This is a genomic window from Bacillus sp. AM 13(2015), from assembly GCF_001518755.1.
Lineage (GTDB): Bacteria > Bacillota > Bacilli > Bacillales > Bacillaceae > Bacillus > Bacillus safensis.
The window spans coordinates 1-15,002 of sequence record NZ_LKCP01000068.1; the positions used below are offsets into that span (position 1 = coordinate 1).

Here is a 15,002-nt window from a genome sequence, read left to right on the forward strand (position 1 = left end):
AAAGGAACAAATGAACCAAGTGATAACGAGTCAATCGCCTAAGCAAATTGAGATCAAAACGAAGCCTTTGCTTGACCTGCCTTTGCCTTTACAAAGAAGAGGCATTCAACTAATATTAAACTATCTTTATGAAAACACTCAATCAGCGTTTTCAAACCAGCATATTCTAGGGACTTTAGACTGGTTATCTCATACTGATCAACCGTCTGGATCATTAGATTTGCCAAAAGGTTTACAAGCTGTCAAGTCTTATGATCACTGTATGTTTACCTTTGAACGATCGCATGTAGTAGACCAGTCTTATGCTCTTCACTTAAAGGTTGAGCTCGGAGAAGAGCTTTTTCTCCCAAATGGACAGTCTATCGTCGTATCAAATCATGTTCCGAAGGATGCACGGAACGGAAACCATTTTTTCTTGCTTCAAAAAGATCATGTTCGTCTCCCTTTGATCATTCGCTCACGAAAAAATGGTGATCGAATCAAACTTAAAGGGATGAATGGATCAAAAAAGGTGAAGGATATATTTATTGATAAAAAAGTGCCTCTTGCAGAAAGAGACAGCTGGCCGATCGTCACTGACTCGGATCATCAAATCATCTGGATCCCAGGTCTGAAAAAATCTGTTTTTGAAGAAATTGATATGACAAACAGCGATCTCATTGTATTACAATATAGACAGCACGAAAATTTGTAGGGGGCAAGCAAAAGCATGAAACAAGATATTGAAAAGATTTTGATCTCAGAAGAAGAGATCCAGCAAAAAGTGAAGGAACTGGGTGCAACATTAACCAGCGATTATGATGGTAAATTTCCCCTGGCTATTGGTGTTTTGAAAGGGGCTCTTCCATTCATGGCAGACCTGATCAAACACATTGATACATATTTAGAGCTTGATTTTATGGATGTATCTAGCTACGGAAAGTCTACCGTATCTTCTGGAGAAGTAAAGATCATTAAGGATCTAGATACTTCTGTTGAAGGAAGAGATATTTTGATTATGGAAGATATCATCGACAGTGGGTTAACTTTGAGCTATCTGGTAGAGCTTTTCCGATACCGTAAAGCAAATTCCATTAAAATTGTGACATTGCTTGATAAACCAAGCGGCCGCAAAGCAGACATCAAAGCAGATTATGTTGGATTTGAAGTGCCAGATGCATTTGTTGTCGGCTATGGATTGGATTTCGCTGAACGTTACCGAAACCTCCCGTATATTGGAGTGTTAAAACCATCTGTTTACGAAGGCTGATCAGCATACGTATACATGAGGTTATTGGTTGTGTTGGAATGATTTTCTATGATACTATTGAACATAGTTGTGCTTACTGTGGGAGGAGGTAAGGAATGAATCGGGTTTTTCGTAATACGATTTTTTATATACTTATTTTATTACTTGTGATAGGGGTCGTTAGTTGGTTAGGATCCCCAAATCAAAAGCCTGAGAACATGTCTTACAGCAAATTTTCGCAAAATCTAAGTGCGGGAAAAGTGGAGAGTATCTCCATTCAGCCTGTAAGAGGGGTTTATGAAATTCGTGGTCAACTAGATGGCGCGAAGAAAGATCAATACTTCATTACCCATGTTCCAGATGGTCAAGGTGTTGACCAAATTTACAGTGCACTGAAGAATACAGATGTAAAAGTAGAACCAGCACCTGAAACAAATGGATGGCTGCAAGTTCTGACAACCATCATTCCGTTTATCATCATCTTTATCCTGTTCTTCTTCTTATTGAACCAAGCTCAAGGCGGCGGAAGCCGAGTCATGAACTTTGGTAAGAGTAAGGCGAAGCTTTACACGGAAGAGAAGAAACGTGTGAAATTTAAAGATGTTGCTGGTGCAGATGAAGAAAAGCAAGAGCTTGTAGAAGTGGTGGAATTCCTGAAGGATCCACGTAAATTTGCGGAGCTTGGCGCAAGAATCCCTAAAGGGGTTTTACTAGTAGGACCTCCAGGTACAGGTAAAACATTGCTTGCGAGAGCATCTGCAGGAGAAGCAGGCGTTCCTTTCTTCAGCATCAGTGGTTCTGACTTCGTCGAGATGTTCGTCGGTGTCGGTGCATCACGTGTACGTGATTTATTCGAAAATGCGAAAAAGAATGCACCTTGCTTAATCTTTATTGATGAGATTGATGCAGTGGGTCGTCAGCGTGGAGCCGGTCTTGGCGGTGGTCATGACGAGCGTGAACAAACGCTTAACCAGCTTCTTGTCGAAATGGATGGTTTTAGTGCCAACGAAGGTATTATTATCATCGCTGCGACGAACCGTGCAGATATTCTAGACCCTGCATTGCTGCGTCCGGGACGTTTTGACCGTCAAATTACGGTTGACCGCCCAGATGTTATTGGCCGTGAAGAAGTACTGAAAGTTCATGCGAAAAACAAACCGCTTGACGAGTCAGTCAACTTAAAAGCCATTGCAAGCAGAACACCAGGGTTCTCTGGAGCAGATCTTGAGAACTTACTAAACGAAGCAGCACTTGTTGCTGCCCGTCAAAACAAAAAAGAAAATCGATATGCGTGATATCGACGAAGCGACTGACCGTGTCATCGCTGGGCCGGCGAAGAAAAGCCGCGTCATTTCGAAGAAAGAACGTAATATCGTGGCTTACCATGAAGCAGGTCATACCGTCATTGGTCTTATCTTAGACGAAGCGGACATGGTGCATAAAGTAACGATCGTTCCTCGTGGTCAGGCAGGTGGATATGCGGTCATGCTTCCAAGAGAAGACCGTTATTTCCAAACGAAGCCAGAGCTTCTTGATAAGATTGTCGGCTTGCTCGGCGGTCGTGTTGCAGAGGAAATTACGTTTGGTGAAGTAAGTACAGGCGCTCACAACGACTTCCAGCGTGCAACAGGCATTGCAAGAAGAATGGTCACAGAGTTCGGTATGTCTGATAAACTTGGTCCGCTTCAATTCGGTCAATCACAAGGAGGTCAAGTATTCCTTGGCCGTGATTTCAACAATGAGCCGAATTATAGTGAAGCGATCGCTTACGAAATTGACCAAGAAGTTCAGCGTTTCATTAAGGAGAGCTACGAACGCGCGAAACAAATTCTCACTGAGAATAAAGATAAGCTAGAAATCATCGCACAAGCCCTTCTAGAAGTTGAAACATTAGATGCTGAACAAATTAAATCTCTTTACGAAACTGGAAAGCTTCCAGAGCGTGTATACGCAGATGACGAAGAGAAAAACGATGATGTGAAAGTAAACATCAAGAAAAAAGAAGATGAGGAGATCTAATCTCCTTCTGTGAAAGCTGCCGGGATCACCGGCAGCTTTTTTATTTCGATTCATGAATGGATCGGTTTCGAATTGTTTACAAATGGAACTCAATTCGTGTATGGTATGATAGAAAGTCGAAAAATGCTCTTTTTGAGAAACTATTCAAAGTGGTGATGAAGTTGTTACTCGTGATAGATGTAGGAAACACAAATACCGTTTTAGGTGTTTATCATAATGGCGATCTAAACTACCATTGGCGAATTGAAACAAGCCGTCATAAAACAGAAGACGAATTTGGTATGTCCATTAGGGCCTTATTCGATTATGTGGGGCTGATGTTTGATCAAATAGAAGGGATTATCATCTCGTCTGTGGTCCCGCCAATGATGTTCGCACTTGAAAGAATGTGCGAAAAGTATTTTCACCTAACACCCCAAATTGTAGGGCCTGGAATGAAGACTGGATTAAACATTATGTGTGACAATCCAAAGGAAGTCGGGGCAGATCGAATTGTCAATGCAGTAGCAGCAATTCACCTATATGGGGCGCCTCTTATTGTGGTAGACTTTGGAACAGCAACAACCTACTGTTATATCAATGAACAAAAACAATACATGGGTGGAGCGATTGCACCTGGTATTACCATCTCAACTGAGGCTTTATATACAAGAGCGGCGAAGCTGCCGAGAATTGAAATTGTCCGTCCTGATCACATTGTTGGAAAAAATACCATCAGTGCGATGCAATCCGGCATCCTTTATGGATATGTTGGTCAAGTCGAGGGAATAGTGAAACGGATGAAGCAGCAAGCCAAACAAACACCGAAAGTCATTGCAACAGGCGGTTTGTCTACATTGATTGGAAATGAATCAGACTGCATTGATATTGTCGATCCGTTCCTCACATTAAAAGGACTGCAGCTCATTTATGAACGTAATCGTGTCGGTGTATTATAGGAGGTTTAAATCAAATGGATTACTTAGTTAAAGCATTAGCATATGACGGAAAAGTCCGCGCATATGCTGCAAACACAACAGATACAATCAACGAAGCACAAAGAAGACATCATACGTGGCCGACTGCATCAGCTGCCATCGGCAGAACGATGACAGCAACCGTCATGATGGGTGCTATGCTGAAAGGTGAGAATAAGCTAACTGTCAAAATAGAAGGCGGTGGACCAATCGGCGCCATTATTGCTGATGGAAATGCAAAAGGTCAGGTGCGAGGATATGTCTCAAACCCACAAGTTCACTTTGATTTAAATGAACATGGCAAGCTGGATGTTAGACGTGCAGTCGGAACATCTGGAACCTTAAGTGTTGTCAAAGATATCGGGCTGAAGGACCACTTTACAGGACAAACGGAAATTGTTTCAGGTGAAATTGGAGATGACTTCACATATTATCTTGTTTCTTCTGAGCAAGTGCCTTCCTCTGTAGGCGTAGGCGTCCTTGTCAATCCAGATAATTCGATCCTCGCAGCAGGCGGTTTCATCATTCAATTGCTGCCTGGTACAGAAGATGCTGTTATTGAAAGACTAGAAAAGCGCCTGTCAATGATTGAACCAATCTCTAAACTCATTGAAAAAGGGATGACACCAGAAGAAATATTAGAAGAAGTACTCGGTGAAAAACCTCAAATTTTAGAAACTGTACCTGTCGAATTTTCTTGTAACTGCTCAAAAGAACGGTTTGCAAATGGCATTATCAGCCTAGGGAAAGCCGAAATTGATGATATGATTGAACAAGACGGACAAGCAGAAGCTCAATGCCATTTTTGTAACGAAACGTATGTATTTACAAAAGAAGAGCTAGAAGAGCTACGTGAAGAATTAACCCGCTAAGCTCTAAGCAGCGGGTTTTCTTTTTAGAATGGAAAGGAGACGAAAGATGAGATTAAAAGCAAGAGTGGTATGGACATTTATCCTCGTGTTGCTCATGATTAATGCCGTTGTCATTGCATATGTATTAACAAAGTCACAAATGTCACAGGCTTCTTCTAACGGGAAGAGCGGTGAAGAAATTGCATCGATTGGAAAAGAGAAGGTAACGCGTCAAGAATGGTTAAAGAAGATGGAAGACCGCTACGGAAAGGCAACACTTGAACAAATGATCAATCAGAAGGTGGTCAATCAGCTTGCCAAGCAAAACAAGCTGGACGTGTCTTCGAAAGAGATCAATCGTGAATTGCTTATGCTCAAAGCAGTATCTAATAATTTCTACGAAGATGGACATACAAGTGAGAAGGAATGGAAAGAACAGATTCGTTATCAAATTTTATTAGAGCAGCTTTTAACAAGAGATGCCGTCGTTTCTGAAAAAGAAGCGAAATCGTTTTATGAAAAAAACAAGGACTTATATCAATATGATGATTCATACCGCATTCGCCATATCGTCGTGAAGACAAAGGACGAGGCTGAAAATGTATTGAAAGATTTAAAAGGTGGATCCAGCTTCGAAGCCGTGGCAGCTGAACGTTCAATCGACCGTTACACCTCACCATACGGCGGAGATCTTGGATTTGTGACAGAAGAGCAGGAAAGCATCCCAGCCCTATACATACAAGAAGCTCAAAAGCTTCAGCCAGATGAATGGACGAAAGAGCCAATTCAGACCAAAAACGGGTATGCCATTATTCAGTTAAAAGAAAAATTAAATGGCCGCTCTTTCTCCTATGACGAAGTCAAAGATCAGATTAAAAGGCAGATCGCGATGGAAGATCTAGGTGAAAAGGCGAATGTCAAAACCCTGTGGAAGGAAGCAAAAGTCACATGGTTTTACGATGGCGAGCAGGACTAAAAGCATTGACAAAATTTTTTGAAATTGATAATTTAATATTAATACAATAAAATTACTCGGAGATAGAGGTGTTAGTGATGGCTCGTATTGCAAATTCAGTTTTTGAACTAATAGGAAATACACCAGTCGTTAAATTAAACCGTTTAGTAGATGAAGACAGTGCGGATGTCTACTTGAAACTTGAATATATGAACCCAGGCAGCAGTGTCAAAGATCGTATTGCTTTAGCGATGATCGAAGATGCTGAAGCGAAAGGTACACTAAAAGCCGGCGATACCCTTATTGAACCAACAAGTGGAAACACAGGAATCGGCCTTGCGATGGTAGCGGCTGCTAAAGGAATCAACGCGATTTTGGTTATGCCAGACACAATGAGTCAGGAGCGCCGCAACCTTTTACGCGCTTATGGTGCGGAGCTTGTCTTAACACCAGGTGCAGAAGGAATGAAAGGTGCCATCAAAAAAGCAGAAGAATTGGCAGAGGAGCATGGTTACTTCATGCCTCAGCAATTTAGCAACGAAGCCAATGCGGAGATTCACCGTCGTACAACTGGGAAAGAAATTCTTGAACAGTTTGACGGCGAGCTTGATGCATTTATTGCAGGTGTTGGTACGGGCGGTACGATTACAGGTGCTGGTGAAGTCCTAAAAGAAGCCATCCCATCCATCCAGCTTTATGCGGTAGAACCGACAGATTCCCCTGTATTGTCAGGCGGAAAGCCGGGTCCACATAAAATTCAAGGAATTGGAGCAGGTTTTGTTCCTTCAATCCTGAACACAGAAATATATGACGGCATCATCCAAGTGAAAAACGAAGATGCATTTGAGCTTGCAAGAAAAGCAGCGAAAGAAGAAGGAATCCTTGGTGGTATTTCTTCCGGAGCAGCTATTTACGCAGCACTTCAAACAGCGAAGAAGCTTGGTAAAGGGAAAAAGGTTCTCGCAATCATCCCAAGTAACGGTGAGCGTTACCTCAGTACACCTCTTTATCAATTCGATTAAACCAATCACCCCAGCGTTTGCTGGGGTTTTTTCATGAATTCTGAAGATGGAAAGCAAATACTATTTTCTAAATAAATTGGATTGCATTACAATAAGATTAATGAAAATAAAAAAAGGATGATAACATGACACAACGCAGGCCGATGGGCATCAAAATTCCTTTTACGAAAGATGCATTCTTGAAAAGATACGAACAATTAACTGCTCGTGAAACACATCATGTGCTTCTAGAAAGTGCACGCGGCGGTTCATATAGCATTGCTGGTATTCACCCGATCGCTAAAGCGAAGGGGAAAGATGGGATGACGACCATCCATTATCAAGGTGAGGTATTGTTCAAAGAAGGTGATCCATTCAGAGCGTTTACGGATTGGTTTCAAACCCTTCAAACCGAAACAAACAACGAATACCCCGACTTCCAAGGTGGAGCGATTGGGTTTTTAAGCTACGATTATGCTAGATACATCGAGCATTTTAAGATGCTGGCAATTGATGATCTTAAAACACCAGACCTTTATTTCCTCGTGTTTAACGATGTTGCAGTTTTTGATCATGAAGAGAACGCACTGTGGCTGATTACTCACACAGAGGAAGCAGAACCAATGAGTGAAGCGAATCAAAGGCTGGAAGAATGGAAGCGAAAGTGGACAAGCTCTTTTGAAGAATCAGCACAATCACCTGTCAATGAATCTTCCACAGAATTTGTACCAGCAGCACCTTTTACTGAAGAAACCTTTGGAGAAGCAGTAGAGAAAATTAAGCAATATATCGCAAACGGTGACGTGTTCCAAGTGAACTTATCTATCAGACAAGATGAACAGCTTCACACTCATCCGTATGATTTATACAAAACATTACGTCAAGTGAATCCATCTCCTTATATGTCTTACCTGCATACGCCTGACTTCCAGATTGTTTGTGGATCTCCAGAGCTGCTTATTAAGAAAAAAGGGACTCGGCTAGAAACAAGACCAATTGCTGGAACAAGATCACGAGGCAAAGACGACGCTGAGGATCAAGCGCTGGCAAAAGAACTGATTGAAAATGAAAAAGAACGCGCAGAGCATGTGATGCTCGTTGACCTTGAGCGGAATGACCTTGGACGAGTATCTACTTATGGATCCGTAAAAGTGAACGAATTTATGGCGATTGAGAAATATTCACACGTGATGCATATTGTATCCAATGTACAAGGAGAGCTGCGTGATGAATGTGACTCGGTTGATGTCATGAGAGCTGTATTCCCAGGTGGAACGATTACAGGTGCTCCAAAAGTGAGAACAATGGAAATCATAGAAGAACTTGAGCCAACAAGACGTGGGCTTTATACTGGATCTATAGGCTGGTTTGGATTCAATCAAGATATGCACTTTAATATCGTTATTCGGACTGCGTATTGTACAGAAGGAAAAGCCTTTATGCAGTCAGGTGCGGGGATTGTCATAGATTCTGTCCCAAAACATGAATACAAAGAATCCATTAAAAAAGCCTATGCAGTGAAAAAAGCAATACAGTTGAGCAAAGAAGAGACTATTTTGAGTTAGAGGTGAGCAGAGTATGATTTTAATGATTGATAATTATGATTCATTTACGTACAACCTGGTCCAGTATTTAGGTGAGCTTGGAGAAGAATTGATCGTGAAACGGAATGATCAAGTGACCATTCAGGAAATTGAAGAGCTCAAGCCGGATTTTCTCATGATTTCTCCAGGGCCATGCAGTCCTGATGAAGCGGGAATTAGTATGGAGGCGATCAGGCACTTTGCAGGAAGTATTCCGATCTTCGGTGTGTGTTTAGGCCACCAATCCATCGCACAAGTCTTTGGCGGGGATGTTGTTCGAGCAGAGCGCTTAATGCACGGTAAAACGTCAGAGATTAAACATGACGGAAAAGGTGTCTTCACAGGACTTCAAAATCCGCTCGTTGCAACGAGATATCATTCATTAATTGTCAAAAACGAGACGCTGCCAGAGTGCTTTGACGCAACAGCCAGCACGAAGGAAGGCGAGCTCATGGCGATTCGCCATAAAGAATTGCCGATTGAAAGTGTGCAATTCCATCCTGAATCAATTATGACGTCCTTCGGAAAAGAAATGCTGAAAAATTTCATTGAAACCTATCGTAAAAAGGGGCATGAAGTAAACGCATGATCATTTATCTGAACGGTCAGTATATAGAGGAGAAAGACGCGACTCTTTCTCCTTTTGATCATGGTTTTCTATATGGCATCGGTGTATTCGAAACATTTACCAGCCTGGCAGGACAAGTCTTCCTGTTGGATTGGCATCTTGAAAGGCTCAATCAATCATTACGTGACCTTTGCATCGAATCCACAATAGAGAAACCATTTGTACTCGACATCATTCATACCTTATTGAATAAAAACCAAATAGCCGGCGGCCATGCGAGAATTCGCTTGAATGTTTCTGCGGGCAGAGGAAACGGAGTTTCTGCAGATCCTTATGAAGAGCCTGTCGTTTTTGTCATGATCTCTCCTTTCCGTCCAGAATCTATTTTGGATGAGAAAAAGGGAGTCATTCTTCAAACGAGAAGAAATACACCGGAAGGGCCAAGGCGCCTCAAGTCTCATCATTATATGAACAACCTGCTTGCTAAAAGAGAAGTGGGAAATGACCCGTCGTTAGAAGGCATCTTTTTAACAAAAGAAGATGATGTGGCAGAAGGCATTACCTCGAATATCTTTTGGCGAAAAGATGATGTGATCTATACACCGTCACTTGATACAGGCATTTTAAATGGGGTCACTCGTCGATACTGTATGGAAACGCTCCGCGCTATGGGAGCTTCGCTAAAGGAAGGGCGATACCCAGTCTCACATTTGCTCTCAGCTGATGAGGCATGGATGACCAATTCTGTTCAGGGAGTTGTACCGTTCAGAGGAATAGGAGAAATCCACTTTCCCAAAAACAGCCGGACAATTTCAACAAAGTTAAGAATGCAATACACTAAAGAACGTCAAGACCATAAAGAGTAGGTGGACACAATGACACAACAATTGATAAAACAGCCTAAAATCATACAGGCCAAGCACCATACCCTTAGTTATGAAGAAAAGACATTAGTCATGGGCATTTTAAATGTCACACCTGACTCTTTTTCAGATGGAGGAAAGTTTAATCAAGTAGATAAAGCGCTGGCTCATGCAGCGCAGCTGATAGAAGACGGGGCACATATTATTGATATTGGCGGAGAATCGACTCGCCCGGGAGCGGCACTTGTCTCGGAAGAAGAGGAGCTTTCAAGGGTCATTCCGGTCATTGAGAAGATCACAAAAGAATTAGATGTACCTATCTCTATTGATACGTATAAAGCCCGTGTTGCAGATGAAGCGGTGAAAGCTGGAGCCTCCATTATTAATGATGTATGGGGAGCAAAGGCAGATCCCCAAATGGCACATGTGGCAGCGAAGCACAATGTTCCAATCATTTTAATGCACAATCGGCCAGAACGAAACTACACACATCTGATTTCAGATATGATCGCCGATTTGAAAGAAAGTGTCCAAATTGCCCAGCAAGCGGGTGTCCGCGATGACATGATCATATTAGATCCTGGTGTAGGATTTGCGAAAAATAAAGAGGACAACCTGAAGGTCATGAATGAACTTGAACATTTTTGTCACCTTGGGTATCCACTGCTGCTGGCTACATCTCGAAAACGATTCATTGGTGCTGTCTTAGACCTGCCGCCTGAAGAACGTACTGAAGGAACAGGTGCGACGGTCTGTCTTGGGATTCAAAAGGGCAGTGCGATGGTCCGAGTACATGATGTAAAAGAAATTGCAAGAATGGCAAAAATGATGGATGCCATGCTGAATAAGGGAGGCGCTTATCATCGATAAAGTATATGTAAACGGAATGGAATTTTACGGGTATCACGGCGTATTTGCAGAAGAAAACAAACTAGGGCAGCGATTCCGCGTGGACTTAACAGCTTCACTTGATTTAAGTAAAGCCGGACAAACTGATGACCTCAATGAGACGATCAACTATGCAGAGCTCTACCAAATCTGCAAAAGCATCGTAGAAGGTGAGCCGGTCAATCTCGTTGAAACACTGACAGAAAGAATTGCAAACCAAGTGTTAAAGGACTTTCCGACAGTCCACGAGTGTACAGTGAAGGTGATCAAGCCAGATCCGCCAATTCCAGGTCACTATCAGTCCGTTGCAATTGAAATGACGAGATCACGCACATGAACAATACGGCATACATCGCACTAGGCTCAAACATAGGTAAAAAAGAAACCTATTTAAAAGAAGCCGTTAGAAAACTGCATGAACATCCAGAGGTTCAAGTGGAATTAATCTCATCAATATATGAAACAACACCTGTAGGCTACGAAAACCAAGATGATTTTTTAAATATGGCCGTGAAAATTACCACTTCACTTCGTCCAGAGGAACTACTGTCTCTTACTCAGACAATCGAGCAAGAGTTAGGCAGAACAAGAGAAGTGAGGTGGGGTCCGCGAACGGCTGACCTTGACATTTTACTTTATAATCGTGAAAATATTGAAACAGAACAACTTGTAGTGCCGCATCCTAGAATGTACGAACGTTTATTCGTTCTTGTTCCGATGAGTGAGATTTGCCCAGAAATCGGCGAAGTACAAATAAATGCCGTAACAGACCAAGAAGGTGTTAGCATATGGAAAAAGACATGTGGGGTAGAAGAATTCGTGCATACCGAAAGCTAAAAGGGTATACTCAGGAAGGGTTCGCGAAAAGACTGGGCATCTCTGTCTCTGTCTTAGGAGAAATTGAGCGAGGCAATCGATTACCAACAAACCAATTGGTTGGTCAAATAGCAGATGCTTTAAATATAACGGTGGAAGAACTTTCGCCAATTCTTGAAGAAGAAAGGAGGGGGAAAAATGTTTAAAATCGGAGATATCGAGATTAAAAACAAAGTAGTGCTCGCGCCAATGGCTGGTGTGTGCAACTCTGCCTTCAGACTGACAGTGAAAGAGTTTGGAGCGGGCTTAGTCTGCGCTGAAATGGTCAGTGACAAAGCGATCCTGATCAACAATGCAAGAACAATGGGTATGCTATACATTGATGAACGGGAAAAGCCTTTGAGCCTTCAGATATTTGGAGGGGAAAAAGACACACTCGTCGAAGCGGCAAAGTTTGTAGACAAGAATACCACAGCGGATATTATTGATATCAACATGGGCTGTCCTGTGCCGAAGATTACGAAATGTGATGCAGGAGCGAAATGGCTGCTTGATCCAAACAAAATTTATGAAATGGTCTCTGCTGTTGTAGATGCTGTAGACAAACCTGTTACAGTGAAAATGAGAATGGGCTGGGACGAAGACCATATCTTTGCTATTGATAATGCCCGTGCTGTTGAACGAGCAGGTGGACAAGCGGTTGCGCTTCACGGACGGACACGCGTGCAAATGTACGAAGGAACAGCGAATTGGGATATCATGAAAGAGGTTAAACAATCTGTATCCATTCCTGTCATCGGCAATGGCGATGTCAAAACCCCTCAAGATGCAAAACGTATGCTTGATGAAACGGGTGTGGACGCTGTCATGATCGGAAGAGCCGCACTAGGAAACCCGTGGATGATCTATCGAACGGTTCATTATTTAGAAACGGGTGAACTGAAAGAAGAGCCAAACGTGCGTGAGAAAATGTCAGTGTGCAAACTTCACTTAGACAGACTCATTGACCTGAAAGGCGAGCATGTGGCTGTCAGAGAAATGAGAAAGCACGCAGCATGGTACTTAAAAGGTGTCCGAGGCAATGCGGACGTAAGAAATCAAATCAATCAAAGTGAAACGAGAGCGGAGCTTGTACAAGTTCTTGATGACTTTACGATCGAAGCCGAGGCAAAAGAGCTTCAAAGTATAAAAGTAGGATAAGACTATCTTTCTTTTTGTAGCTCACTGCTAGTGCATGTACTGGCAGTTTTTCTGCTTTTCTCTGCAAAATACATTATTGGAGTGATATAAATGAGTAATGAAGGGCTTAATAACGAAGAATTAAATGACCAATTTCAGGTCAGACGTGACAAAATGAATAAAATGAGAGAAGAGGGTATCGATCCATTCGGTGAACGATATGACCGTTCTCATCAATCTGCGCAAATTATCGCTGAATATGACGAGTTTTCTAAAGAAGACTTAGAAGGAAAAGCGGCTCAAGTAACAATCGCTGGACGTATGATGACAAAGCGCGGAAAAGGAAAAGCTGGCTTTGCACATATTCAAGACCTAGAAGGACAAATTCAAATCTATGTTCGTAAAGATAGTGTAGGGGAAGAAGCTTACGAATTATTCAAAAGCTCAGACCTAGGCGATATCATCGGTGTAACAGGGACTGTTTTTAAAACAAATGTAGGAGAACTTTCTATTAAAGCGACCAGCTTTGAGGTTCTTACGAAAGCACTTCGCCCGCTTCCTGATAAATATCATGGATTAAAAGATGTTGAACAACGCTATCGTCAGCGCTACCTTGACCTCATTGTAAATCCAGAAAGTAAGCAGACGTTCATTATGCGAAGCAAAATCATTCAATCCATGAGAAGATACTTAGATTCTAAAGGATACTTAGAAGTTGAAACACCAACAATGCACAGCATCCCTGGTGGTGCATCAGCGCGTCCATTCATTACTCATCACAATGCACTTGATATGCCGCTTTATATGCGTATTGCGATCGAGCTGCACTAAACACTAATTGTCGGTGGTCTAGAGAAAGTATACGAGATTGGCCGCGTATTCCGTAACGAAGGTGTATCGACTCGTCACAACCCAGAATTCACTATGATCGAGCTGTATGAAGCATACGCAGACTACAAAGACATCATGAATCTGACTGAAAACCTGATTGCTCATATTGCCCAAGAGGTGTTAGGAACAACAACCATTCAATATGGAGAAGATGAAATTGATCTCAAACCTGAATGGAAGAGACTTCATATGGTTGAAGCGGTCAAAGAAGCAACAGGTGTAGACTTCTGGCAGGAGATGTCTGTAGAAGAAGCAAAACAGCATGCTGCTGATCATGGTGTTGAAATCACGAAAAATATGACAGTAGGTCATATTATCAATGAGTTCTTCGAGCAAAAAGTAGAAGAAACATTGGTTCAGCCTACATTCATTTACGGACATCCAGTGGAGATTTCTCCATTAGCTAAGAAAAATCCTGAAGACCCTCGCTTTACTGATCGCTTTGAGCTGTTTATCGTACGCCGCGAGCATGCAAATGCATTCACAGAGCTAAACGATCCAATCGATCAAAGAGAACGCTTTGAAGCTCAATTAAAAGAACGTGAAGAAGGAAACGACGAAGCACATCTAATGGATGACGATTTTGTTGAAGCATTAGAATACGGTATGCCTCCAACAGGTGGTCTAGGAATCGGAATCGACCGATTAATCATGCTTTTAACAAATTCTCCATCAATCAGAGATGTACTGCTTTTCCCACAAATGAGAAACCGCTAATACATCAACCAAAGCGCCATTTTATCTATGGCGCTTTTTATTTTTCATAAAATGAAACTTTTTTTAAAAAAACTATTGCAAGGAAAGAATCCAGATGGTATATTATTATTCGTTGCCGCAAAACAGCAACGAGGTTAAAAAAAGAAATTGAAAAAAGTTCTTGACTTTAACTGATGCAAAATGGTAAGATATTAAAGTCGCTTACGAGCGATAACGAAAATGATCTTTGAAAACTAAACAAGACAAAACGTACCTGTTAATTCGAGTTTTTATAAAAAATCTATGATACTTCATAGGTAGTCAGTCAAACGCTGACGAAAAACAAAACTTCGGTTTTGTACTTTTTCGGAGAGTTTGATCCTGGCTCAGGACGAACGCTGGCGGCGTGCCTAATACATGCAAGTCGAGCGGACAGAAGGGAGCTTGCTCCTGGATGTTAGCGGCGGACGGGTGAGTAACACGTGGGTAACCTGCCTGTAAGACTGGG

14 protein-coding genes, 1 rRNA gene and 2 pseudogenes are annotated in these 15,002 nt (G+C 42.1%); all 17 read left to right on the forward strand.

From position 1 onward, the window contains the following. Positions 1-694, forward strand: a 694-nt coding sequence (tilS, locus tag AOQ70_RS11255) for a tRNA lysidine(34) synthetase TilS (protein ID WP_156417747.1), incomplete at its 5' end; no start/stop codon positions are given. Between the two features lie 15 nt (positions 695-709). Continuing rightward, positions 710-1,249 carry a hypoxanthine phosphoribosyltransferase gene (gene hpt / locus AOQ70_RS11260; protein ID WP_008357399.1) on the forward strand — a complete coding sequence of 180 codons (540 nt, stop codon included), beginning with the start codon at positions 710-712 and terminating at the stop codon, positions 1,247-1,249. Between the two features lie 95 nt (positions 1,250-1,344). Beyond that, positions 1,345-3,247 (forward strand): annotated as a pseudogene (gene ftsH / locus AOQ70_RS11265) (ATP-dependent zinc metalloprotease FtsH). Between the two features lie 161 nt (positions 3,248-3,408). After that, positions 3,409-4,185, forward strand: a complete 777-nt coding sequence (locus AOQ70_RS11270) for a type III pantothenate kinase (RefSeq protein WP_039175940.1) — start codon at positions 3,409-3,411, stop codon at positions 4,183-4,185. A 14-nt stretch (positions 4,186-4,199) separates the two neighbouring features. After that, a complete protein-coding gene (gene hslO / locus AOQ70_RS11275) occupies positions 4,200-5,075 on the forward strand; it encodes an Hsp33 family molecular chaperone HslO (RefSeq protein WP_059376325.1) in 876 nt (291 codons plus the stop codon). A gap of 46 nt (positions 5,076-5,121) precedes the next feature. Beyond that, the gene (locus AOQ70_RS11280) at positions 5,122-6,030 is read left to right on the forward strand and encodes a peptidyl-prolyl cis-trans isomerase (RefSeq protein ID WP_047202025.1); all 909 of its coding nucleotides are present in this window, start codon (positions 5,122-5,124) and stop codon (positions 6,028-6,030) included. A 77-nt stretch (positions 6,031-6,107) separates the two neighbouring features. After that, the gene (cysK, locus tag AOQ70_RS11285; RefSeq protein WP_024425655.1) at positions 6,108-7,031 is read left to right on the forward strand and encodes a cysteine synthase A; all 924 of its coding nucleotides are present in this window, start codon (positions 6,108-6,110) and stop codon (positions 7,029-7,031) included. Positions 7,032-7,156: 125 nt separating this feature from the next. Next, on the forward strand, positions 7,157-8,575 hold the full coding sequence (locus AOQ70_RS11290) for an anthranilate synthase component I family protein (RefSeq protein WP_059376327.1): 1,419 nt from the start codon (positions 7,157-7,159) through the stop codon (positions 8,573-8,575). Between the two features lie 13 nt (positions 8,576-8,588). Continuing rightward, entirely contained in the window at positions 8,589-9,182 is a 594-nt protein-coding gene (gene pabA, locus AOQ70_RS11295; protein ID WP_059376328.1) for an aminodeoxychorismate/anthranilate synthase component II, read from the forward strand. Further along, positions 9,179-10,027 (forward strand): aminodeoxychorismate lyase, encoded by an 849-nt coding sequence (gene pabC / locus AOQ70_RS11300; RefSeq protein ID WP_059376330.1) that lies wholly within the window; start codon positions 9,179-9,181, stop codon positions 10,025-10,027. Before pabA ends, pabC begins: the two co-directional genes overlap by 4 nt. Positions 10,028-10,036: 9 nt before the next feature. After that, a complete protein-coding gene (gene folP, locus AOQ70_RS11305) occupies positions 10,037-10,894 on the forward strand; it encodes a dihydropteroate synthase (protein WP_024425658.1) in 858 nt (285 codons plus the stop codon). Next, positions 10,887-11,249, forward strand: a complete 363-nt coding sequence (gene folB, locus AOQ70_RS11310) for a dihydroneopterin aldolase (protein ID WP_082700844.1) — start codon at positions 10,887-10,889, stop codon at positions 11,247-11,249. The genes folP and folB overlap by 8 nt, the downstream gene beginning before the upstream one ends. After that, the gene (gene folK / locus AOQ70_RS11315; protein WP_059376336.1) at positions 11,246-11,749 is read left to right on the forward strand and encodes a 2-amino-4-hydroxy-6-hydroxymethyldihydropteridine diphosphokinase; all 504 of its coding nucleotides are present in this window, start codon (positions 11,246-11,248) and stop codon (positions 11,747-11,749) included. The genes folB and folK overlap by 4 nt, the downstream gene beginning before the upstream one ends. After that, a complete protein-coding gene (locus AOQ70_RS11320; protein ID WP_024425661.1) occupies positions 11,701-11,934 on the forward strand; it encodes a helix-turn-helix domain-containing protein in 234 nt (77 codons plus the stop codon). The genes folK and AOQ70_RS11320 overlap by 49 nt, the downstream gene beginning before the upstream one ends. Then, a complete protein-coding gene (gene dusB / locus AOQ70_RS11325; RefSeq protein WP_039175955.1) occupies positions 11,927-12,928 on the forward strand; it encodes a tRNA dihydrouridine synthase DusB in 1,002 nt (333 codons plus the stop codon). Before AOQ70_RS11320 ends, dusB begins: the two co-directional genes overlap by 8 nt. A gap of 90 nt (positions 12,929-13,018) precedes the next feature. Next, positions 13,019-14,515: pseudogene (lysS, locus tag AOQ70_RS11330) on the forward strand (lysine--tRNA ligase). A 342-nt stretch (positions 14,516-14,857) separates the two neighbouring features. Next, a 16S ribosomal RNA gene (locus AOQ70_RS11335) occupies positions 14,858-15,002 on the forward strand; the annotation flags it as partial.